The 20,259-nt window shown below is 67.9% G+C and carries 17 protein-coding genes and 1 tRNA gene; 10 read left to right on the top strand and 8 right to left on the bottom strand.

Annotated elements, in window-relative coordinates; genetic code table 11:
* Nucleotides 1-220 precede the first annotated feature (220 nt).
* From C8J30_RS13625 to C8J30_RS13635, 3 genes are all read right to left on the bottom strand, one after another.
* Entirely contained in the window at nt 221-1,396 is a 1,176-nt protein-coding gene (locus tag C8J30_RS13625; RefSeq protein ID WP_110806395.1) for an ABC transporter substrate-binding protein, read from the bottom strand.
* Nucleotides 1,393-1,974 carry an ANTAR domain-containing response regulator gene (locus C8J30_RS13630; protein ID WP_110806396.1) on the bottom strand — a complete coding sequence of 194 codons (582 nt, stop codon included), beginning with the start codon at nt 1,972-1,974 and terminating at the stop codon, nt 1,393-1,395. Before C8J30_RS13630 ends, C8J30_RS13625 begins: the two co-directional genes overlap by 4 nt.
* Nucleotides 1,975-2,153: 179 nt before the next feature.
* The gene (locus C8J30_RS13635) at nt 2,154-3,176 is read right to left on the bottom strand and encodes a zinc-binding dehydrogenase (RefSeq protein WP_110806397.1); all 1,023 of its coding nucleotides are present in this window, start codon (nt 3,174-3,176) and stop codon (nt 2,154-2,156) included.
* 101 nt (nt 3,177-3,277) lie between these two features.
* Between C8J30_RS13635 and C8J30_RS13640 the strand changes: the two genes are divergently transcribed.
* A complete protein-coding gene (locus tag C8J30_RS13640; protein WP_110806398.1) occupies nt 3,278-4,168 on the top strand; it encodes a LysR family transcriptional regulator in 891 nt (296 codons plus the stop codon).
* A gap of 20 nt (nt 4,169-4,188) precedes the next feature.
* Here the strand turns inward: C8J30_RS13640 and C8J30_RS13645 are convergent, their stop codons facing one another.
* On the bottom strand, nt 4,189-5,178 hold the full coding sequence (locus tag C8J30_RS13645) for an aldo/keto reductase (protein WP_110806399.1): 990 nt from the start codon (nt 5,176-5,178) through the stop codon (nt 4,189-4,191).
* Nucleotides 5,179-5,520: 342 nt separating this feature from the next.
* On the opposite strand from C8J30_RS13645, the gene C8J30_RS13650 reads away from it, so the two are divergent.
* From C8J30_RS13650 to C8J30_RS13665, 4 genes are all read left to right on the top strand, one after another.
* Nucleotides 5,521-5,596: transfer RNA gene (locus C8J30_RS13650), tRNA-Thr, on the top strand.
* Between the two features lie 151 nt (nt 5,597-5,747).
* A complete protein-coding gene (locus C8J30_RS13655) occupies nt 5,748-6,896 on the top strand; it encodes an HlyD family efflux transporter periplasmic adaptor subunit (RefSeq protein ID WP_110806400.1) in 1,149 nt (382 codons plus the stop codon).
* A complete protein-coding gene (locus C8J30_RS13660) occupies nt 6,893-8,065 on the top strand; it encodes an FtsX-like permease family protein (protein ID WP_110806401.1) in 1,173 nt (390 codons plus the stop codon). Before C8J30_RS13655 ends, C8J30_RS13660 begins: the two co-directional genes overlap by 4 nt.
* A 9-nt stretch (nt 8,066-8,074) precedes the next feature.
* The gene (locus C8J30_RS13665) at nt 8,075-8,767 is read left to right on the top strand and encodes an ATP-binding cassette domain-containing protein (RefSeq protein ID WP_110806402.1); all 693 of its coding nucleotides are present in this window, start codon (nt 8,075-8,077) and stop codon (nt 8,765-8,767) included.
* A 9-nt stretch (nt 8,768-8,776) separates the two neighbouring features.
* Here C8J30_RS13665 and C8J30_RS13670 read toward each other — a convergent pair whose 3' ends face one another.
* On the bottom strand, nt 8,777-10,423 hold the full coding sequence (locus tag C8J30_RS13670; protein WP_110806403.1) for an FMN-binding glutamate synthase family protein: 1,647 nt from the start codon (nt 10,421-10,423) through the stop codon (nt 8,777-8,779).
* Between the two features lie 100 nt (nt 10,424-10,523).
* On the bottom strand, nt 10,524-11,453 hold the full coding sequence (locus tag C8J30_RS13675; protein ID WP_110806404.1) for a LysR family transcriptional regulator: 930 nt from the start codon (nt 11,451-11,453) through the stop codon (nt 10,524-10,526).
* Between the two features lie 175 nt (nt 11,454-11,628).
* Here C8J30_RS13675 and C8J30_RS13680 point away from each other — a divergent pair, with 175 nt between their 5' ends.
* From C8J30_RS13680 to C8J30_RS13695, 4 genes are read left to right on the top strand one after another with little or no spacing between them, the layout of a single operon-like run.
* Nucleotides 11,629-12,912 (top strand): NAD(P)/FAD-dependent oxidoreductase, encoded by a 1,284-nt coding sequence (locus tag C8J30_RS13680; RefSeq protein ID WP_110806405.1) that lies wholly within the window; start codon nt 11,629-11,631, stop codon nt 12,910-12,912.
* 8 nt (nt 12,913-12,920) lie between these two features.
* Nucleotides 12,921-14,354: a hypothetical protein gene (locus C8J30_RS13685; protein ID WP_110806406.1), complete on the top strand. Its 1,434-nt coding sequence runs from the start codon at nt 12,921-12,923 to the stop codon at nt 14,352-14,354.
* Nucleotides 14,355-14,370: 16 nt separating this feature from the next.
* Nucleotides 14,371-15,882, top strand: a complete 1,512-nt coding sequence (amaB, locus tag C8J30_RS13690; protein WP_110806407.1) for an L-piperidine-6-carboxylate dehydrogenase — start codon at nt 14,371-14,373, stop codon at nt 15,880-15,882.
* Between the two features lie 7 nt (nt 15,883-15,889).
* The gene (locus C8J30_RS13695) at nt 15,890-17,125 is read left to right on the top strand and encodes a pyridoxal phosphate-dependent aminotransferase (protein ID WP_110806408.1); all 1,236 of its coding nucleotides are present in this window, start codon (nt 15,890-15,892) and stop codon (nt 17,123-17,125) included.
* On the opposite strand, the gene aroQ is transcribed toward C8J30_RS13695, so the two are convergent.
* Both aroQ and C8J30_RS13705 read right to left on the bottom strand, forming a co-directional pair.
* The gene (gene aroQ, locus C8J30_RS13700) at nt 17,122-17,565 is read right to left on the bottom strand and encodes a type II 3-dehydroquinate dehydratase (protein ID WP_110806409.1); all 444 of its coding nucleotides are present in this window, start codon (nt 17,563-17,565) and stop codon (nt 17,122-17,124) included. The two genes, C8J30_RS13695 and aroQ, sit on opposite strands and share 4 nt — an antisense overlap.
* 68 nt (nt 17,566-17,633) lie before the next feature.
* A complete protein-coding gene (locus C8J30_RS13705) occupies nt 17,634-18,563 on the bottom strand; it encodes an AraC family transcriptional regulator (RefSeq protein WP_181420882.1) in 930 nt (309 codons plus the stop codon).
* A gap of 226 nt (nt 18,564-18,789) precedes the next feature.
* On the opposite strand from C8J30_RS13705, the gene C8J30_RS13710 reads away from it, so the two are divergent.
* A complete protein-coding gene (locus tag C8J30_RS13710) occupies nt 18,790-20,220 on the top strand; it encodes an APC family permease (protein WP_110806411.1) in 1,431 nt (476 codons plus the stop codon).
* Nucleotides 20,221-20,259 lie beyond the last annotated feature (39 nt).

The raw sequence follows: 20,259 nt of genomic DNA on the forward strand, positions 1-20,259 counted from the left end.
CTTCCGGAGAAAGCACGAGGGGTGGCGTCGTTGCCGATTTCGGGGAGGCCGCGTCCTTGCGGCAGGATCGATCCGAAGCGCCGTTGCTTCGGTCTTGAGGTCAGCGTGCCTTCAGGGGGCGGCTCCGGTCAAGCGCTGCGGGGGGATTTCGCGCCTGCAGCATCCGTATCGTGCAGATGCAGGGGAAACGGACCTTTCCGGGGTCCGTTTGGTGCAATTTTCAGCAGGTTTGAAAATCCGGGTCGAAGGTCGCGCCGTCAAAGAAGGCGTCGGGGCCCAGAATCATCGTGCCATCCTCGGCCCGTGCCGGGGTGGCCTCGCGCAGGGCGCCCTCGATGCGCGACGAGGCCGCGGGCAGTTCGGCGCCCATCGGACGCAGCGCGGCGCGGTAAAGATCGGTGCGGAAGGCGGCCTTCGCCGCCGCCATCGCCGCCACGGGGTCAAGCCCTTGCGCCTCGGCAATGCCGCGCGCCAGAAGCGCCGCAAGCGAGCGCCAGGGAAAATTCGCCGCGCCCTCGTGAAAGCGGATGAAACCGGGGCAGGGGCGGATGTCGCCCGCCGCCGAGATATGCAGCCGCCCGAGCAAACCCCGTTCGCACAGTTCCGGCGGCAGGTTCAGATAGTCGGCCCGGGCCAGGATCTCGGCCGCCGTCGCGCGGTTTTCCGGCCCGTCAAGCCAGCGGCAGGCGCGCCAGAGCGCCCGGATCAGCCGCGCGGTTTCCTCGGGCCGGGTCTCGGCGAAGCGATGCGTGACCACCAGCCCCTTTTCCGGCGCCGCCTGCCAGATCGCGCGCCCGGCGACGAGCAAAGCCCCCGCCGCCGTCTCGACCGCATGCGAAGCCCAAGGCTCGCCGACGCAAAAGGCGTCCACCTCGCCCGAGGCCAGCGCGGCGGCCATCTGTGGTGGCGGGACAGTGCGGATGGTGATCTGCGCGGCGAGCGGAGACAGTGCAACGAAGCGGCGCACCAGTTCCGCCTGCGTCGAGAACGGGAAGGGGACACCGACGACGAGCGGCCCGGAGACCACGGCAGCCAAGGCATCGCGAGCCGCGGCCGGGTCGTCGAAGCCAAAGCCATGGCCCACCGCGCGCAGCCGCGCCGCCAGCGCGGCACTGACCGCGATTGCCTGCCCGCCCTGCGACAGCACCATCAGCAGATCGAAATCCGGCGTCGCCGGACCCAGCCCCATGCGCTGGGCGACGGGCATTGGCACCAGCATATGCGCCGCCTCGATCGCCCCCATCGCCAGCATGTCGCGCACCTGCGACCAGTTCGCCATCCGGGTCAGATCGAGCGCAAGCCCCTCTTCGGCGGCAAAACCGAGCTCCTCGGCCACGATCAGCGGCGCCGCATCGATCAGCGGCAGATAGCCCAGACGCAAGCAGGCAAGGCTCATGACAGAAGCCCCGCCGCCATCACCAGCTGCCCCGCGATCTCGGCCACGCGCAGCTTTCGGTCCATCGCGGTCTTGCGCAACAGCGCATAGGCCGCTTCCTCGTCGATGCCCTTCGACTTCATCAAGATCGCCTTCGCCCGGTCGATGATCTTGCGATCCTCGAGCGCGGCCTTGGTCGCGGCCAGTTCCGCGCGCATCTTCGAGACCATGTGAAACCGCGCGATCGCGGCATCGAGGATCGGCTTGATCCGCTCGGGCTGCAACCCGTCGACGACATAGGCCGAGACCCCGGCCTCGATCGCCGCGCGCGTCAGATGCTCGTCGGAGTGATCGACGAACATCGCCACCGGACGATCGAGCGGGCCCGAGGCCAGCGCGAGGTCTTCCAGCACATCGCGCGAGGGGTCGGCCACTTCGATCAGCACGATATCGGGCGACACTTCGGCGATGCGGCGCGCAAGACCGCCCGTCTCGGTCAGCACCGTCACGTCATGCGGACCCGCGGCCGCGATCCCCTCGACGATCTTCTGCGCGCGGTCGTGGTCTTTCTCGACGATCAGGATGGAGAGGCGGGTCATGGAAGCTCCTTGGCCCGACTATTGCCACGGCCCTGCTGCGCGACAACGCCTCCGCGCCCCGAAGGCCGCGCTTCGAGCCGAAGCGCTGCGAGATTGGGCGGCACTCGTCCAACTGCTCAAATTCGCGGCAGTCGGGAGAGCGCCGCGCCCGGCGCATCGGCAGGGCGGGCCGATGCTGCTCAGCCGTCGAGCTGCAGCAGCGTCTTGATCGCGCGGCGTTCGTCCATCGCGCGGTAGCCCTCGGCCACCTGCGCGATCGGCAGGGTCAGATCGAAGACCTTGCCGGGCTGGATGCGGCCGGTCAGAACGCGCTCCATCAGATCGGGCAGGAAGCGGCGGACGGGCGCGGGGCCGCCGAGCATCCGCTGCTGCTTGAAGAACATCTGGCTCCCGTCGAAACTGACCCCATGCGGCACGCCGACATAGCCGATCGAACCGCCGGGGCGGCACACGCCGGTGGCCTGCGCCATCGAGCCAACCGTCCCCACCGCCTCGATCACCGACGCCGCGCCGACGCCGTTCGTCAACTCCATCACTCGCGCGATCCCCTCGGCACCGCGTTCGGACACGATATCGGTGGCCCCAAAGTCCAGCGCGAGTTTTGCGCGGCTCTCATGCCCGCTCATCGCGATGATCCGCTCGGCCCCCATCTGGCTCGCCGCCATCACGCCCATCAGCCCGACTGCGCCATCGCCCACGACGACGACGGTGCCGCCCTGCCGCACATCGGCCGCCACCGCGCCATACCAGCCGGTGCCGAGCACGTCCGAGACCGCCAGCAGATGCGGGATCATCGCGGCATCGGGCATCTCGCGCGTGGCAACCAGCGTGCCATCGGCCAAGGGCACCCGGGCATAGGGCGCCTGCGCCCCCGACATGAATTCGCGCTGTTCGCAGGAGGACTGAAAGCCGAACTGGCAATGCGGGCAGGTGTTGTCCGAAAGGCAGAACGAGCCGACGACGAACTGGCCGGGCTTCACCGTCCGCACCTCCGAGCCCACCTCGACCACCACGCCGCAATATTCGTGGCCCATGTGCACGGGGGCCTCGATCGGGTTTGCGCCGCGCCAGGGCCAGAGGTCCGAGCCGCAGATGCAGGTGGCCGAAAGCTTGAGGATCGCATCGGTCGGTTTCAGGATTTTCGGGTCCTCGACGCGCTCGTAGCGAACGTCGCCGGGGCCGTGCATCACGGTGGCATACATGGGGGAACCTTTCGATCTGTGCTTTGGGAGGTAAGCTAGGGACTTCGCGGCATGGCGATAATGCGCTAGATGCAGATTGCAGCTATCTTCGGGGAATATGAATGCGGCGGGATGAAATGGGCGATCTGATCGCCTTTCTGGCGGTGGCGGAGGAGCGCAGCTTCACCCGCGCGGCGGCCCGGCTTGGCACCTCGCAAAGTGCGGTCAGCGCGGTGGTGCGGCGGCTGGAGGAGCGGCTGGCCGTGCGCTTGTTGACCCGCACGACGCGCGCGGTTTCGGTGACGGAGGCCGGGCAAAAGCTGGTCGAGACGCTGCGCCCCGCTTTTGACGGCATCGAAGCGCAGCTGGCGGCGCTGGATGACATCCGCGCCCGGCCTTCGGGGACGATCCGGCTGACCGCCTCGCACCATTCCGCCCGGATCGTGCTGCCCGCCGTCACGCGGCTGATGGCCGATCACCCCGCGGTCAAGGTCGAGATCTCGGCCGAGGCGCGCTTCGTCGACATCGCGAAAGAGGGGTTCGATGCCGGGATCCGGCTGGGCGAAAGCCTGGATCGTGACATGATCGGGGTGCGGATCTCCCCCGATCTGGAGATGATCGTCGCGGGGGCGCCTGACTATTTCGCGCGCCATCCGGTGCCGCAGGTGCCGCAGGATCTGACCGGGCAGGACTGTCTGAACCTGCGGCTGCCGACGCTGGGCGGGCTTTACGCCTGGGAGTTCGAGCGCGACGGACGGCCGCTCACGGTCCGGGTCGAGGGGCCCTTTACCAGCAATGACCCGGATCTGCTGATCGCGGTGGCGCTGGCCGGGCGCGGGCTTGTCTGCCTGCCCTCGGACCTGCTGACGGGCCATGTGCGGGACGGCCGGCTGATCCGGGTGCTCTCCGACTCGTGCCCGCCGTTTCCGGGCTACCACCTGTATTACCCGAGCAGCCGCCAGATCACCCCCGCCTTCCGCCTGCTGATCGATGCGCTGCGCTGGCGCGGCTGATCCGCCGCCCGCCGCCCCGTTCAGCGATAGGACAGCGCCAGGATCGCCTCGGGCAGGCGCGCGCCCTGCGCCGGGATCTGTGCCGCCTCGCGGGCGATCTCGGCCAGATCTACGGCGTCAAGCGCGACCCGCGCCGCGGCGACATTCTCGGCCAACCGGTCGAGCCGCCGCGTGCCCGGGATCGGCACGATGAAGGGGCGCTGCGCCAAAAGCCAAGCGAGCGCGATCTGCGCGGGCGTGGCCCCCTTGGCCGTGGCGATCCGTGCCAGCAGATCGACCAGAGCCATGTTCGCCGCCCGCGCCTCGGGGGTGAAGCGGGGCGAGTGGGCACGAAAATCCGCGCGGCCGATCGGGGTGGTGGCGTCGATCGTGCCGGTCAGGAACCCCGCGCCAAGCGGGCTCCAGGGCACGAAGCCGATGCCCAGTTCGGCGCAGAGCGGCAGGATTTCCGGCTCGGGCTCGCGCGTCCAGAGCGAATATTCGCTTTGCACCGCCGCCACCGGCTGCACCGCATGGGCGCGGCGGATGCTGGCGGCGGAGGCCTCCGACAGGCCAAAGGCGCGCACCTTGCCCTCGGCGATCAGATCCCGCACCGTCCCCGCGACCTCTTCCATCGGCACGGCAGGATCGACGCGATGCTGATAAAACAGGTCGATCACCTCGACCCCCAGCCGCTTGAGACTGTTTTCGGCCACCTTGCGGATCTGCGCGGGGCGGCTGTTCAGGCTCCAGTCATGCGCGCCGGTGACCTGATCGATGTTCCAGCCGAATTTCGTCGCGATCGTCACCTGATCGCGCAGGGGCGCCAGCGCGCGGCCCCAAAGCACCTCGTTCGTCCAGGGGCCATAGATCTCGGCGGTGTCGAAATGCGTCACCCCCAGATCGACGGCGCCGCGAATGACGGCGATCGCCTCGGCCTCGGCGGGGGCGGCGCCATAGGAGGCGGCAAAGCTCATCGCGCCAAAGCCGATTTCGGAGACCTCGAGCGGGCCAAGTCTGCGGGTTTTCATCGGCAGGTCCTTTCTTCGGTCGCTCCGCGCTGCGGGCCTTGCGCTGACGAAGAGTGACACGCCCCGCCAAGGCTGTCGCGCAAATTGAGGCCCGTGCCGCGACGAAATCGGCGCCGCCGCGTTCGGGGCGTGCCGCGGGCCATCCGGCGGCTGACGCCCGCCATGAGACATCCTGCACCCCTCTGCCGACTTGCCGATCGCGCGCGGCTTGCTTAAATCACTTGTGTCGCAGGGCGATGGATTCGGTCTTGGCTGTCAAACCCTGCGATGATACGGAATGGCCAAGGTGCCGTCTTGCCGGTCTGACCGCTGCGATGCCTTTGGTAAATGTGTAATGGTTTCGCCCTCATAGCTCAGCTGGTAGAGCAAGAAATTTGTAATTTCGAGGTCGGGAGTTCAAGTCTCTCTGGGGGCACCATCCACATCCTGCAGCGCATCCGGCATCACAGACCCCGCGATCGCGCGCGGCTTGGGATGACCGTTTTCCCGTCCTGCCTGCCGCGCCTCATGTCGCCTTCAGCCTGCGCGCTGGCCGCGCTATGGAGAAGGTGCGCCACGAGGAATGACCGATGACCGAAGACAACGACCCCCGCCTGCCGCTGGATACCGGGGTGAGCGCGGCTCCGCTCGACTTGCCGCCGCCCGGGATGGGCCGGGGGCGATGGCTCGGGATGCTGGCGCTGGTGGCACTGGCCGCCGGGGCGGGGTTCTTCGTCGCCGCACGGCGCGCGCCGCCGCCTGCTGCGCCGGTGGTTGCCGCGCCCGAAGCGCCCTTTGCGGCCGAGGATGTCGTGGGCATGGCCCGGTTGATGCCGAAGGGCGATGTGGCCGTGGTGGCCGCGCCCTATGGCTCGGGCGATGCGCGGGTGGCGGAAATTCTGGTGGCCGAGGGGGCGCGGGTGGACAAGGGCACCCCGGTCGCGCGGCTCGACAATGAAGCGGCATTGCAGAGCGCCATTCTGGCGGCCAAGGCCGATCTTGCGGTGCGCGAAGCGGCGCTGGTGCAGGTGAAGGCCGCGGTGCAGGCCAGCCGCGACGAGGCGCAGGCGGCACTGGATCAGGCGCGCTCGGCCGCCACGGAAGCCGCGGCCAGCCTGACCCGGACCGAGGCCCTGCATGCCCGCGGCGTGGCGACGACGGCGACGCTTGATGCCGTGCGCGCAACCGCCGAGGAAACCCGGCTTGCGGTGATCCGCGCCGAGGCGACGCTCGCGCGCTATACGGCGGTTGCGCTGGAAGCCCAGCCCGACGTGACCGTGGCCGAGCGCAATCTGGCCGCCGCAAGGGCGAGCCTTGCGCGCGCCGAGCTTGATCTTGAGCGCGCGCTGGTCGTGGCGCCGATCACCGGCACGGTGCTTGATGTCATCGCGACGCCGGGGGGCAAGCCGCCCTCGGACGGCATCCTGACGATGGGCGACGTCGGTCAGATGATGGCCGAGGCGGAGATCTGGCAAGATCGCATCGGCTTCGTGAAACCCGGTCAGCGCGTCAGCTTGCTCTCGCGCGCCTTTCCCGCGCCGCTTTCGGGCCGTGTCGAGAGCATCGGCCTGACGGTCGGGCGGCAGGGGCTGATTTCGGAGGACAGCGCGGCGAATACCGATGCGCGGGTGGTCAAGGTGCTGATCGCGCTTGATCCCGAGGCCTCGAAACAGGCGGCGGGCCTCACCGATCTCGAGGTGATCGCCCATATCGACACCGCCGCCAAGGTCACCCCATGAGCCGTCTTCTGCAACGGTTGTTCGGGCGCCTGCCGGTCGGCTGGCTGCAATTGACGCACAACCGCACCCGGTTCTTTGCCGCGCTGGCGGGCGTCGCCTTTGCCAATGTGCTCGTCTTCGTGCAGCTGGGGATCATGAATTCCATGTCCTCGGCGGCGGTCCGGCCCTATGCCTTCTTCTCCGCCGATATCATGATTTCCGCCCATGATGCCAATACCTTGTCAGACGGAGCGAATGTCGCCCGGCAATGGCTTTATCAGGCGCTGGCCGACCCGGAGGTGGCCGAGGGCATGGGGCTTTACGTCACCAACGTGCCCTGGGATCGCGGCATGACCGACATCAGCCTGACCACCTTCGGCGTCGATCCGTTCCAGCCGCAGTTCCTGACCGGGACGCTTGGCCCGGATGCGGGCTTTCTGCAGCTGCGCGACGCGGCCTTGCTCGACCGGCTCGCGCGCGGCTTCAACCGCGCCGATGCCGCCGGGATCAGCCCCGCGACGCCGCTCAGCTTCGAGACCGAGCGCCGGACCCTCACCGCCTGGACCACCTTCGCGGGCGGCGGCGGCTTTGGCTCGGATGGCTACATGTTCGTCTCGGATCAGACCTTCCTGCGGCTTTTCCCGGCCCGCCGCGCGGCGGCGCCCGACCACATCCTGTTGCGCGTCACACCGGGCGCAGATGTCGCGGCGGTGGTGACGCGGCTCAAGGCGACCCTTTCCGACCCCGGCCTGCGCATCCGCTCCTTTGCCGACGCCAAGGCCGAGGACCTGCGCTATCAGCAGACCCGCCGTCCCACCGGTGTCGTCTTCGGTTTTGGCGTGCTGATCGGCGTGCTGGTCGGGCTGGTCATCGTCTATCAGGTGCTTTCCTCCGACGTTGCCGACCATTTGCGCGAATATGCGACCTTCAAGGCGATGGGCTACCGGCCAAGCTTCTTTCTGGGCGTCGTCTTCGAAGAGGCGCTGGTGCTGGGCGTTCTGGGCTTCATCCCCGGCATGATCTTTGGCGGCGGGATCCTGACGCTGATGGGCAAGGTCACGACGCTGCCTTTGCGGATGACGCCCGACATGGCCCTCAGCGTGTTTCTGGGCACGGTTCTGTTCTCGGCGCTCTCGGGTGCGATCGCGACGCGCCGTCTGGCGGCGGCCGATCCGGCCGATCTGTTCTGAGGGGGTGCGATGACCGAGATCACCGTTTCTGCCGAGCGTCTGAGCCATTGGTTCGGGCAGGGCGAGACCCGCAAACAGGCGCTGTTCGATGTGTCGCTGGCGCTGCCGCGCGGCTCTTTCACCGTGTTGATGGGGCCGTCGGGCTCCGGCAAGACCACGGTTCTGACGCTTCTGGGCTGTCTGCGCGCGGTGCAGGCGGGATCGGTGCGGCTCTTGGGGCACGAGTTGCACGGCGCGCCCGAGCCGCATCTGGTGGCGCTGCGGCGTCGTCTTGGCTTCATCTTCCAGATGCACAACCTGCATGAAAGCCTGACCGCGGCGCAGAATGTGATCATGGGGCTGCAGGTGCATCCGGGCGTGCCCGACGCGACGGCGCGGGCGGCGGCGGCGCAGGTTCTGGGCCTTGTGGGGCTCTCGGACCGGATCGATTACCTGCCCGCGAACCTCTCGGGCGGGCAGAAGCAGCGGGTGGCGGTGGCGCGCGCGCTCGTCGGCAACCCGGCGCTGGTTCTGGCCGATGAACCCACTGCCGCGCTCGACAAGGACACGGCCGCCGGGGTGGTCGATCTTCTGAAACGCATGGGCGCCGCGCGGGGCACGACGACGCTTCTTGTCACCCATGACAACCGGATTCTGGATCGCGCCGATCGCATCCTGACGCTGGAAGACGGCCGCATCGTCAAGGTCGAAGACCGCGCGTGACCGCTGCCCTCAGCCGGCAAACCGGCTTTTCGGCATCCGCAGCGGCACGAAAGTCTCGGCCGAGGCGCGGTTCCAGCGGTCCAGCCAGACCTGCAGATCGGGATGGTTCGAGCCGTTGATCAGGAAGCCTTCGGGCAGGTCTTCGAAGACCTCGTTGCCGTCCTGAAACGCATTGTCCTTTTCGCGGAACATGAAGTGATAGGGCAGGAATTCGGACGGATGCGAGAGCCCCGCGGCGCCGACAAGTTCGCCGAGCGCATGCAGCGTGTTCTTGTGGAACCGCGCGACGCGCTGGGTCTTGTCGCCGACATCCAGCGCCTGCATCCGCCGCGGATCCTGCGTCGCGATGCCCGCGGGGCAGCGGTTCGTGTGGCAGGACTGCGCCTGAATGCAGCCGATCGCGAACATGTAGCCGCGCGCCGAGTTGCACCAGTCCGCCCCCAGCGCCATCGCCCGCGCGATGTCATAGGCCGAGACGATCTTGCCCGCCGCGCCTATGCGGATGCGATCGCGCAGCCCGGCGCCGCGAAGCAGGTTGTGGACGAAATGCAGCCCCTCGAGCATCGGCATGCCGACGCGGTTGACGAATTCGAGCGGCGCCGCCCCGGTCCCGCCCTCCTTGCCGTCGACAACGATGAAATCGGGCGTCGTGCCGGTCTCGATCATCGCCTTGACCAGACACATGAATTCGCGCCGATGCCCGATGCAGAGCTTGAAGCCCACGGGCTTGCCGCCGGACAATTCCCGCAGCTGCCGGATGAAGGCCATGAATTCCAGCGGCGTCGAAAACGCCGGATGCGCCGCGGGCGAGACGCAATCGCGCCCCATCGGAATTCCCCGCGCCTCGGCGATCTCGGGCGAGATCTTCGAGGCGGGCAGCATCCCGCCATGCCCCGGCTTCGCGCCCTGACTCAGCTTGATCTCGATCATCTTGATCTGCGGATCGCGGGCTTGCGCCGCGAATTTCTCGGGGGAGAAGCTGCCATCGTCATTGCGGCAGCCGAAATAGCCCGAGGCGATCTGATAGACCAGATCGCCGCCGCCCTCGCGGTGATAGCGGCTGATCCCGCCCTCGCCGGTGTCATGGGCAAAGCCGCCGATCTTCGCGCCGCGGTTCAGCGCCGAGATCGCATTGGCCGACAGCGCGCCGAAACTCATCGCCGAGATGTTGTAGACCGAGGCGTCATAGGGCTGGGTGCAGTCCGGCCCGCCGACCCGGACGCGGAAATTCGTGTCCTTGATCGTCTTCGGCACGATCGAATGCGTCAGCCAGTTGAAGCCCGAGGCATAGACGGATTCGACGGTGCCGAAGGGGCGCTTGTCCTCGACGCCCTTGGCGCGCTGATAGACGAGACCGCGGATCTCGCGGCTGAAGGGCACCTCGTCGAAGTCGGATTCAAAGAAATACTGCCGGAATTCGGGGCCGATGCTTTCGATCATGTAGCGCAGATGGCCGATGACCGGATAGTTGCGCAAGATCGCGTGGCGGCGCTGGTTCAGGTCGTAAACGCCCACCACGCTCAGCCCCGCCGCGATCAGGAAGATGGCCAGCACCCAAAGCGCGGGCACGATCAGCAGCACGATGCCGAAGATCAGTGTCAAAAGCAGGGCCGCCATGAAGGGGACATAACGGATATTGAGGCGCAGCTTGGGCATGACGGGCTCTGGGCAAGGGGCGTTGGCCAATTTGAAAGCACGGCCCGGGGCACAAGACAAGCACGCGCTGCGTAAAGATGTGCGCGTGTTTGATCTTAAATCAGCTTGTCCCGTCGCGCCGGGCGGCTTCCGCTGCCTCGGCCGCCTGTGCGACCTGGCACAGCCAGTCGCGGAACGCCTCGAGCGGGCGATGCGGGCCGCGTCCGCGCGGGGCGCACAGATAATAGGCCTCGTCCGAGCGCATCCGCGCATGAAGCGGCACCACGAGCCGCCCCGCGGTGATGTCATCCTCGATCAGGAACTCGGGCAGCAGCGCGACGCCCAGCCCGACCATCGCCGCCTGCGCCACGGTGGCGAATTGGTCAAACAGCATCCCGTGCAGCGGTTGCGGCGCCATCCCCGCGCGCTCGAAGAACTTCTCCCAGGCATCCGGGCGCGAGGTCAGATGCAGAAGCGGCGCGGCCCGCAGCTCGTCGAGCGTTTTGAACGCGCGCTCTGCCGCCAGATCGGGGGCGCAGGCGGGCACGACATGCTCGCCCCGCAGCCAGGTGCACTCCGCCCCCGGCCAGTCCGGCGCGCCGAAATGGATCGCGGCATCCACGGCCTCGGTGGCGAAATCGAACTGCGTCAGCCGGGTGACGAGGTTCAGCGTGATCCCCGGATGCGCGCCGAGAAAGTCGGGCAGCCGCGGCGCCAGCCAGCGCGTCCCGAAGGTGGGCAGGATCGCCAGCGTCAGCGTGCCGCCGCCCGGATTGGCGCGCAGATTGAGCGAGGCGGTCGAGATCTTCTGCAGCGCCGCCCGGATTTCCCGCGCATAGGCCGCGCCGCCTTGCGTCAGCCGGATCGTCTGCTTTTCGCGGTGGAAAAGCTCGGTGCCGAGCTGCGCCTCCAGCGCCCGGATCTGCCGCGACACCGCGCTTTGCGTCAGCGACAGCTCTGCCGCCGCCGCGGTGATGCTTTGCGTGCGCGCGGCGGTTTCGAAGGCCTGCAAAAGCGCAAGCGAGGGCAGAAAACGGCGCGGGGTCTTCATCTTTTTCTCCGGTCCTGCCCAGTCCTTGCGCGTTCTGCCCTGCGCGACAAGCGTTTTTCGCGCCCGGTCGCGGAAAGGTCATTCCGAAATGGAATGACCTGAGACATATCGGGAATTGGCCTTCGGAGGCAAAGACGGGCAGGAAGGGTCCGGAACAGCCCCGCAGGAGGGTCAGATGCGCAACGATCCCCGCTCGCATGGTCTTTGGGAAGCCACGGCGCCGCAAGCGCCCGCGACCGTGTCGCTTGTCGGCCCGGCCGAGGCCGATGTGGTGGTGATCGGCGCAGGTTTCACCGGGCTTTCCGCCGCGCTGCATCTGGCCGAGGCGGGGAAATCGGTGCTCGTGCTCGAGGCCGATCAGATCGGCTTCGGCGCCTCGGGGCGCAATGTCGGGCTCGTCAATGCCGGCATGTGGGTGATGCCCGAGGCGATGCCGCAGGTGCTTGGCCCCGTCTACGGGCCGCGGCTGCTGGATTTCCTTGGCAATGCTCCGGCCGAGGTGTTCGCGCTGGTGAAGCGCCACGGGATCGATTGCGAGGCGATGCCGAATGGCACGCTGCATTGCGCCGTCGGCACCACGGGGCTTGCCGAGATCACCGAGCGCGCCCGGCAATGGGCGGCGCGCGGGGCGCCGGTCGAGTTGCTGGATGCGTCAGAAACGGCGCGGCGGCTTGGCGGCGGGCGCTATGCGGGCTCGCTTCTGGATCGGCGCGCGGGCACGATCCAGCCGCTCGCCTATGTGCGCGGGCTTGCCCGGGCGGCGCTGGCTGCAGGGGCGCAGATCTGCACCGAAACCGCCGCGACGGGCGTCGCGCCGCAGGGCGCGGGTTGGCGCGTCACCACGCCCAAGGGCGAGGTGCGGGCCGCGTGGCTGATCGCCGCCACCGACATGTATACCCAGGGGCCGAACCCCGGGCTGCGCCGCGCGCAGGTCGGGCTGCCCTATTTCAACATGGCAACACCGCCCTTGCCGCACGCGATCCGCGCCGAGCTCTTGCCGGGCGGCGAGGGCTGCTGGGACACGCGCGAGGTGCTCTCGTCCTTTCGCATGGATGCGGCGGGGCGGCTTGTCTTCGGCTCGGTCGGGCGGCTCGGAATGGCGGACCGCGCCATCCACCGGGCTTGGGCGCTGCGGGCGATGCATCGGATCTTTCCGCAGCTCAGCGGCATCGGCTTTGACAGCGAATGGTTCGGCTGGATCGGCATGACCGCCGACAACCTGCCGCGCCTGCATGTGCTGGGGAAAAACGCTTTGTCGATCGCCGGTTACAACGGTCGCGGCATCGCCCCCGGCACCGTGTTCGGGAAGGCTTTGGCCGAGCATGTCTGTGGCGCGCGCAAGATCGAGGCGATGCCCTTGCCGGTCAGCCTGATCACCCCGGCGTCCTTGCGCCTGTTGCACGAGGCCGGTTACATCACCGGCGCGGCGGCGGCGCATCTGCTCGCCGACCGGATCTGAGGACCGCCATGCACACCACCCTCCCCCGTTTCCGCCTGCCCTTCGGCCCGCAAACCGCGATGGCCGCCGCGGGGGTGCTGTCGCTTCTGCTGCTCGCCAGCCTTGTCGTGGGCAAGATCGGCGCGGCGTGGCTGCCGGGGGCAGGGGCGCTGCTGACCCTGTCCGCTATCACCGCGATCGGGCTCGCGCTGCTGCGTCTGCCCCGCGTCTCGCGCATCGCGCAGGTGTTTCTGGCGGGCGCTTTCCTTGCCACGCTGATCGTCGCGGTGGCTCTGCCCAAGGCGCTGCCCGCGATGCAGGCGGCGTTGATGCAGGGCACGGCCTTTTCCGCCTTTCTGACCGCACTCGGCCTCATCCGCGCGCCGGTGCGCCGCTCGGCCCTGATTGCCCGCGCGGCCGAGGGGCTTTTCGCCCATTCCGCGCGGGCGCGCGTCTTTGCCGTCTCGCTCGGCGCGCAGGGGATTTCGGTGCTCTTCAATATCGGCACGATCGGGATGATTGCCGATATCGCGCGCAACCATGACGCCGCGCGCAAGGCGGCGGGCAAGCGCGGCATCGACACCCGGGCGATGACCTTGGCGGCGCTGCGCGGCACGCTTCTGATGACGGTCTGGTCGCCGATCGGGCTTGGCTTTGCCATCGTCACAAGCGCGATCCCGACGCTGGATCCGGTGCTGTTCTTCGGGCTTGCCTTCGCCATCGTTGCGCTGATCTCCGTCGTCGCCGCGGTCCTTGATGCCGCCGCGACCAAGCTGCCGGCGGGCCCGCGCCCGCATGACCCCGCGCCCGAGGGGGCTGGCCGCGCGCTGGCGCTGGTTCTGGCCGCCATCGCGGGGCTGATCGCGCTGACGATTGCCGCGCACCGGTTGCTCGACGTCAGCTTCCTGATCGCCGCCTGCCTGGTGCTGCCGCTGCTGGCCGCGCTGTGGCCGCGGCTGGAACCCGGCCTGCGCAGCCCCGGCCCCGAGGGCGCGCTGACCCGGCTTTCGGCGGCCTCCGAGGGAATGGCGACGGAAAGCACGATCTTTCTGGCCGCGGCGGTGATCGGCGCGGCGGTGGCCGCGGCGGCGCAGGCGGCCGGGATCGATGCGCTGATCGCGGGGGGGCAGCTTCCGGCGCTTGCCGTGATCCTTGCCTGCCTCGTCCTCATCCCCGCCGTTGGTGCGGTGATGATCCCGCACACCATCGTGATGATCATGGCAGCGCAACTTTTCGGCGCCGGGCCGGTCGGCGCCGATCATCCCTATGCGCTTGGACTTGCGCTGCTTTTCGCCTGGGCGCTGGCCATTGCCGCCTCGCCGATCTCGGCGATGTCGATCATCACCGGGCGCGAACTCGGCGTCACGCCGCAACGCGTCACCTTTGCGCTGAACCTGCGCTTCACCCTTGGACTGATGGCCGCCGCGGCGCTGGTCGTTGGCCTTGTCTATGCCCTCGACTGACCCGAAAGGACGCCCGATGACGCTGCGCGATGAAACCCGGACCCTGCTTTGCCGCCTTGGCGTTGTCCCTGCGGCCTTTGAAGGCGGGTCGATGGCCAGCTTCTCGCCCCTGACCGGCGCGCAGATCGGCGCGCTGACGCCCGAGACGCCGAAATCCACCGCTGCCGCGATCGCGCGTGCGGCCGCTGCCTTCCGCCTGTGGCGGCTGGTGCCCGCGCCGAAACGCGGTGAACTCGTCCGGCTCTGGGCCGAGGAATTGCGCGCCGCCAAGGCCGATCTCGGCCGTCTCGTCTCGATCGAGGCGGGCAAGTCCGCCTCCGAAGGGCTGGGCGAGGTGCAGGAGATGATCGACATCTGCGATTTCGCGGTGGGCCTGTCGCGCCAGCTTTACGGGCTGACCATCGCGACCGAGCGGCCGGGGCATCGGATGATGGAAACCTGGCACCCGCTGGGCGTTGTCGGCGTGATCTCGGCCTTCAACTTCCCGGTCGCGGTCTGGGCCTGGAACACGGCGCTGGCGCTGGTCTGCGGCAATCCGGTGCTCTGGAAACCCTCCGAGAAAACCCCGCTGACCGCCTTGGCCGCGCAGGCGGTGCTGGGCCGCGCGCTGGCCCGGTTCGACGCCGCGCCCGAGGGGCTGGCGCAACTTCTGATCGGCGGGCCCGAGGTCGGCGCTGCCTTGGTCGAGAGCCCGAAAGTGGCGCTGATTTCCGCCACCGGCTCGACCCGGATGGGGCGGATCGTCGGCCCGAAAGTGGCGGCGCGGTTTGGGCGTTCGATCCTTGAACTCGGCGGCAACAATGCGGGCATCGTCTGCGCTTCGGCCGATCTCGACATGACCCTGCGCGCCGTGGCCTTTGGCGCGATGGGCACGGCCGGGCAACGCTGCACGACCTTGCGCAGGCTCTTCGTGCATGACAGCGTCTACGACACGCTGATGCCCCGGCTGATCCGCGCCTATGCCTCGGTCTCGGTCGGCAACCCTTTGGAGACGCAGGCGCTTGTCGGCCCGCTCATTGACCGCGCCGCGTTCGATGCGATGCAGTCGGCGCTCGATGCCGCGCTGGCGGCGGGGGGCATCGTGCATGGCGGCACCCGCGTCGCCTGTGGCCCCGACAGCGCCTATTACGTCCGCCCGGCGCTGGTCGAGATGCCCGCGCAGATCGGCCCGGTGCTGGAAGAAACCTTCGCGCCGATCCTTTACGTCATGCGCTTTTCCGACCTTGAAGCCGTGATCGAAGAGCACAACGCGGTGGCGGCGGGGCTCTCGTCGGCGATCTTCACCCTTGATCTGCGGGAAATGGAGACGTTCCTCTCGGCCGCGGGGTCGGATTGCGGCATTGCCAATGTCAATATCGGCACCTCGGGCGCCGAGATCGGCGGCGCTTTCGGCGGCGAAAAGGAAACCGGCGGCGGGCGCGAAAGCGGCTCGGACGCCTGGAAGGGCTACATGCGGCGCGCCACCAACACCATCAACTTCTCGCGTGACCTGCCCCTGGCGCAGGGCGTGGTTTTCGACATCGAGTGAGGCACAGATGACCCTGCAAGACCAGACCGGCGTGGCCTTCCGCCCCGCCGAGCGTATCGCCACGCTTGGCGTCTCCGAAATCCTGCAGATCGGCGCCAAGGCGGCGGCGATGAAGCGGGCCGGGCGGCCGGTGATCATCCTTGGCGCGGGCGAGCCCGATTTCGACACGCCCGAGCATGTCAAACAGGCCGCCGCCGAGGCGATGGCGCGGGGCGAGACGAAATACACGGCGCTGGACGGCACCCCGGCGCTGAAGGCGGCGATCGTCGAAAAGTTCAAGCGCGAGAATGGCTTGGACTATACGGTGGCGGAAATCACCGTGGCCACCGGGGCCAAGCAGGTGCTTTACAATGCGATGATGGCGACGCTCGATCCGGGCGACGAGGTGATCATCCCGACGCCGTGCTGGACGTCTTACTTCGACATCGTGCGCATCGCGGGCGGCGTGCCGGTCGCCGTGCCCTGCGACGGCGCGCAGGGGTTCCGGCTGCAACCCGAGGCGCTGGCCGCCGCGATCACGCCGAAGACGCACTGGCTGATGCTCAATTCGCCCTCGAACCCGACCGGGGCGGCCTATGCAGAGGCCGATTACCGCCCGCTGCTCGAGGTGCTGCGCGCCCATCCGCAGGTCTGGCTGATGGTCGACGACATGTATGAGCACATCTGTTACGAGGGCTTCCGCTTCACCACACCCGCCGCGCTCGAACCGCGGCTGAAGGGGCGCATCCTGACGGTGAATGGCGTCTCGAAAGCCTATGCGATGACCGGCTGGCGGATCGGCTATGCGGGCGGGCCCGAGGCGCTGATCAAGGCGATGGCCGTGGTGCAGAGCCAGTCAACCTCTTGTCCTTGCTCGATTTCGCAGGCGGCGGCTCTGGCCGCGCTCACCGGGCCGCAGGATCTATTGCCCGAACGCGCCGCCGATTTTCAGCGCCGCCGCGATCTGGTGGTGGCGGGGCTGAACGCGATCCCGGGGATCACCTGCCGCCTGCCCGAGGGCGCGTTTTACACCTTCGCCGATTGTTCGGGCCTGATCGGGGCGACGACGCCCGAGGGCGGCACGATCGCCTCGGACCGTGACTTCTGCGCGTGGCTTCTGGAAACCGCCGAGGTGGCGATGGTGCCCGGCGCGGCCTTTGGCCTCTCGCCCTATTTCCGCATTTCCTACGCCACCTCCGAGGCCGAGCTGCGCGAGGCGCTGGCGCGGATCACCGCCGCCTGCGCGCGGCTGACCCGCGACTAGGCTTTCGAGAGCAGCGAACAGGCGCGGCGGACACAGAGTTCATAGCCCTCGGTGCCAAAGCCCGCCATCACGCCATCGGCCCGGGCCGAGACAAAGCTGTGGTGGCGGAAGGGCTCGCGCTTGTGCACGTTCGAGATGTGGCACTCGAACACCAGCCCGTCATAGGCGTTCAGCGCGTCAAGGATCGCGACCGAGGTATGGGTGAAGGCGCCCGGGTTGATGACGATCGCGGCGGCTTCCTCGCGGGCGCGGTGGATCGTGTCGATGATCACGCCCTCGTGGTTCGACTGAAAAAACTCGACGGCAAAGCCAAGGCTTTCGGCCAGCGCGCGGCAGCGGGTCTCGACATCGGCGAGGGTGTCGGCGCCGTAGATTTCCGGCTGGCGCTTGCCCAGCAGGTTCAGGTTCGGGCCGTTGAGGATGAAGATGGTTTTCGACACGAGCACACTCCTGCGGATTTGCGCCAACCTAGACCGGGGCGGGGCGAAGGGAAACTGAAATCAGGGCGTCATTTCGGGGGGAGGCGGCTTGGGGCAACGCCTGTCCAGTTGCGCCACGCGCGCCAGAACACCGTGCCATCGGCATAGCCGAGCGCCTGCGCCACCGCCTCGACGCTCAGGCCGCGCTCGCGCAGCAACACCTCGGCCCGGCGCTGCCGTTGCTGGCGCAAAAGTCCGCTCAGGCTCGCGCCTTCCGCGGCCAGACCCCGTTGCAGGCTGCGCGGCGCCATCCGCAACGCCGCCGCAATCGTCGGCACGTCGATCGCGCGCACGCCGAGATAGAGGTCGATCAGCGCCTCGACCTGGGTGACAAGGCTTTCGGCGCGGCTCACATCGGCGGTCAGATCCTGCAGGTGCCGCTCGATCAGCGCGATCATGTCGGGGTCTTCGGCGCGATGCACCCGGTCGGCCTCGGCGGCGGAAAAGACGATGGCATTCGTCGGTTGCGAATAGCGCACCGGCGCGCGGAACAGCGCCTCGAGCCGGGCTTTCTCGGGGATCGGCGGATGGGTGAAGCGGATCTCGAGCGGGCGCCAGCGCGGATCGAAAGCGCCGCGGATCAGCCGCGAGACCGCCGCCAGACTGAATTCCGTATCCTGCCGCGAGGCGATCAGCACCGGCGCCGTCAACCGGTAGGTGAAGACGAGCTGGTCGTCCTCCGCGGTCAGGCTCGATTGCGTCGCGCTTTGCAGCGCCCCCGACCAGCGCGCGAAAGCCGCAAGCGCGCTGCGGATCGTGCCCGCCTGCACCGCGCGCAGCCCGATCGGCGCCAGATTGCCCGGTCGCATCCCGAAGCCCAAGCGTGCGCCAAAGAGCGGATCGCCCGCCAATTCCGCCGCAGTCTCGAAAATCGAGAGATAACTTTGCAAGGGAATCGCTTCGTAAGGATCGGCCAGCACCTCGGGCGAGAGCTTTTCGCGGGCAAGCAGAGTTTTCAACTTGCCCGGATCATCGGCAAAGTATTCCAGAATTGGCCCAAAAATCAGGGCCCTGACAGACAGCATTCCGGGCAATGGGCTGCTTGTCGCGGACATTTTTCCTCATTTTCCGCCCGAGAGGGGCCTTTGGCGCAAACTATCGGATTTTTGGCGCGCTTTGCAATGGCCGCTCTTGTCTTGCGGCCTGCAGACCGGTTCCAAAGAAACCGAAACAGGGATCGGGAACATGGAACAACAACCGGGCGCAAACCGCCTGCAGGCCAATTCGATAGGGTTGGCGCATATCATCTTCTTTGTCGTTGCGGCCGCCGCGCCGATGACCGCTGTCGTTGGCGCGACGCCGCCCGCCTTCGCTTTCGGCAATGGCGCGGGCGTGCCGGGCGCCTTCATTCTGGCGGGGATCCTGTATCTGCTGTTCTCGGTCGGCTTCACCGCGATGACGCGGCATGTGAGCGGGGCAGGGGCGTTTTACGCCTATATCACCCGCGGCCTTGGCTCGCCCGCGGGCATCGGCGGGGCGCTGACGGCGCTTCTCGCTTATTTCGCGGTGCAGATCTCGGTCTTTGCGCTGTTTGCCGTCTTCGTCTCGGGCTTCGCCTCCTCGCTTGGCCTTGATCTGCCGTGGTGGGTCTGGGCCTTCGCGGGCCTTGCCGTCGTGGTGTTTCTGGGGCGTCGCCACATCGCGGTTTCGGGCTTCATCCTGGGCCTGTGCATGATCGCCGAGCTGATCATCCTGCTTGTCCTTGATATCGCGATCCTCGCGCATGGCGGCGGCGATGCGGGGATATCGGTCTCGGGCTTCCGGCCGTCGGATGTCTTCGGCCCCGGCCTTGGCGTCACCATGGTCTTCGTGCTCGGCTCCTACGTCGGCTTCGAGGCCACCGCGATCTTCGGCGAGGAAGCCTCGAACCCCGACCGCACCATTCCCCGTGCGACCTATATCGCCGTGATCCTGATCACCGCCTTCTATGCCTTCTCGACCTGGGCCATCGTGCAATATTACGGTCCCGAAAAGGCGCAAGCCGCCGCCGCTGCCTCGCTCGAAGGGTTCTATTTCGCCCCGATGGAGGCGCTTCTGGGCGGCTGGGTGGTGAAGATCGCCAATATCCTCTTGATCACCAGCCTCTTTGCCTGCCTGCTGTCCTTCCACAACACGCTCAACCGCTACTTCTATGCGCTGGGGCACGAGGGGCTGCTCTCGTCGCATGTGACGAAAGTCCATGACGATCACGGCTCGCCCCATGTCGCCGGGCTGGTGCAGGCGGCGATGGTGGTGGTGATCCTTGGGCTTTTCGCGCTGATCGGGGCCGATCCTTACGGCGTCGTCTTCTCGTGGATGTCGGCGCTGGCGGTGCTGTCGATCGTCGCGGTGCAGATCATGGTTTCGATCGCCGTCATCGCCTTCTTCCGCCGCGACAGCTTCGGCCGCTCGCCCTTCGTCACCCTTGTGGCCCCGGTTCTGGCGACGCTTGGGCTGATGACCGCCTTCGGCCTTGTCTGGTCGAACCTGCCGATGCTGACGGGCTCCGAAAGCCCGGTGGTGCAGGCCTTCCCGGTGATCGTGCTTCTCGTCGCGGCCTCGGGCTCGCTTCTCGCCCTGCGCATCAAGCGCAGCCAGCCCGAGCTTTACGCCCGCCTCGGCCGCGCCTTCGACTGAGCCTTTCCCGCCCTGCCGCGCGGCAGGGCCACCCTTCCC

The sequence above is a fragment of the Rhodobacter viridis genome, assembly GCF_003217355.1.
Taxonomy (GTDB): domain Bacteria; phylum Pseudomonadota; class Alphaproteobacteria; order Rhodobacterales; family Rhodobacteraceae; genus Rhodobacter; species Rhodobacter viridis.

Coding starts and splice junctions, on each gene's coding strand:
- C8J30_RS13625 (WP_110806395.1), bottom strand. CDS start 1,396: ATGAGCCTTGCCTGCTTGCGTCTGGGCTATCTGCCGCTGATCGATGCG.
- C8J30_RS13630 (WP_110806396.1), bottom strand. CDS start 1,974: ATGACCCGCCTCTCCATCCTGATCGTCGAGAAAGACCACGACCGCGCG.
- C8J30_RS13635 (WP_110806397.1), bottom strand. CDS start 3,176: ATGTATGCCACCGTGATGCACGGCCCCGGCGACGTTCGCTACGAGCGC.
- C8J30_RS13640 (WP_110806398.1), top strand. CDS start 3,278: ATGCGGCGGGATGAAATGGGCGATCTGATCGCCTTTCTGGCGGTGGCG.
- C8J30_RS13645 (WP_110806399.1), bottom strand. CDS start 5,178: ATGAAAACCCGCAGACTTGGCCCGCTCGAGGTCTCCGAAATCGGCTTT.
- C8J30_RS13655 (WP_110806400.1), top strand. CDS start 5,748: ATGACCGAAGACAACGACCCCCGCCTGCCGCTGGATACCGGGGTGAGC.
- C8J30_RS13660 (WP_110806401.1), top strand. CDS start 6,893: ATGAGCCGTCTTCTGCAACGGTTGTTCGGGCGCCTGCCGGTCGGCTGG.
- C8J30_RS13665 (WP_110806402.1), top strand. CDS start 8,075: ATGACCGAGATCACCGTTTCTGCCGAGCGTCTGAGCCATTGGTTCGGG.
- C8J30_RS13670 (WP_110806403.1), bottom strand. CDS start 10,423: ATGCCCAAGCTGCGCCTCAATATCCGTTATGTCCCCTTCATGGCGGCC.
- C8J30_RS13675 (WP_110806404.1), bottom strand. CDS start 11,453: ATGAAGACCCCGCGCCGTTTTCTGCCCTCGCTTGCGCTTTTGCAGGCC.
- C8J30_RS13680 (WP_110806405.1), top strand. CDS start 11,629: ATGCGCAACGATCCCCGCTCGCATGGTCTTTGGGAAGCCACGGCGCCG.
- C8J30_RS13685 (WP_110806406.1), top strand. CDS start 12,921: ATGCACACCACCCTCCCCCGTTTCCGCCTGCCCTTCGGCCCGCAAACC.
- amaB (WP_110806407.1), top strand. CDS start 14,371: ATGACGCTGCGCGATGAAACCCGGACCCTGCTTTGCCGCCTTGGCGTT.
- C8J30_RS13695 (WP_110806408.1), top strand. CDS start 15,890: ATGACCCTGCAAGACCAGACCGGCGTGGCCTTCCGCCCCGCCGAGCGT.
- C8J30_RS13710 (WP_110806411.1), top strand. CDS start 18,790: ATGGAACAACAACCGGGCGCAAACCGCCTGCAGGCCAATTCGATAGGG.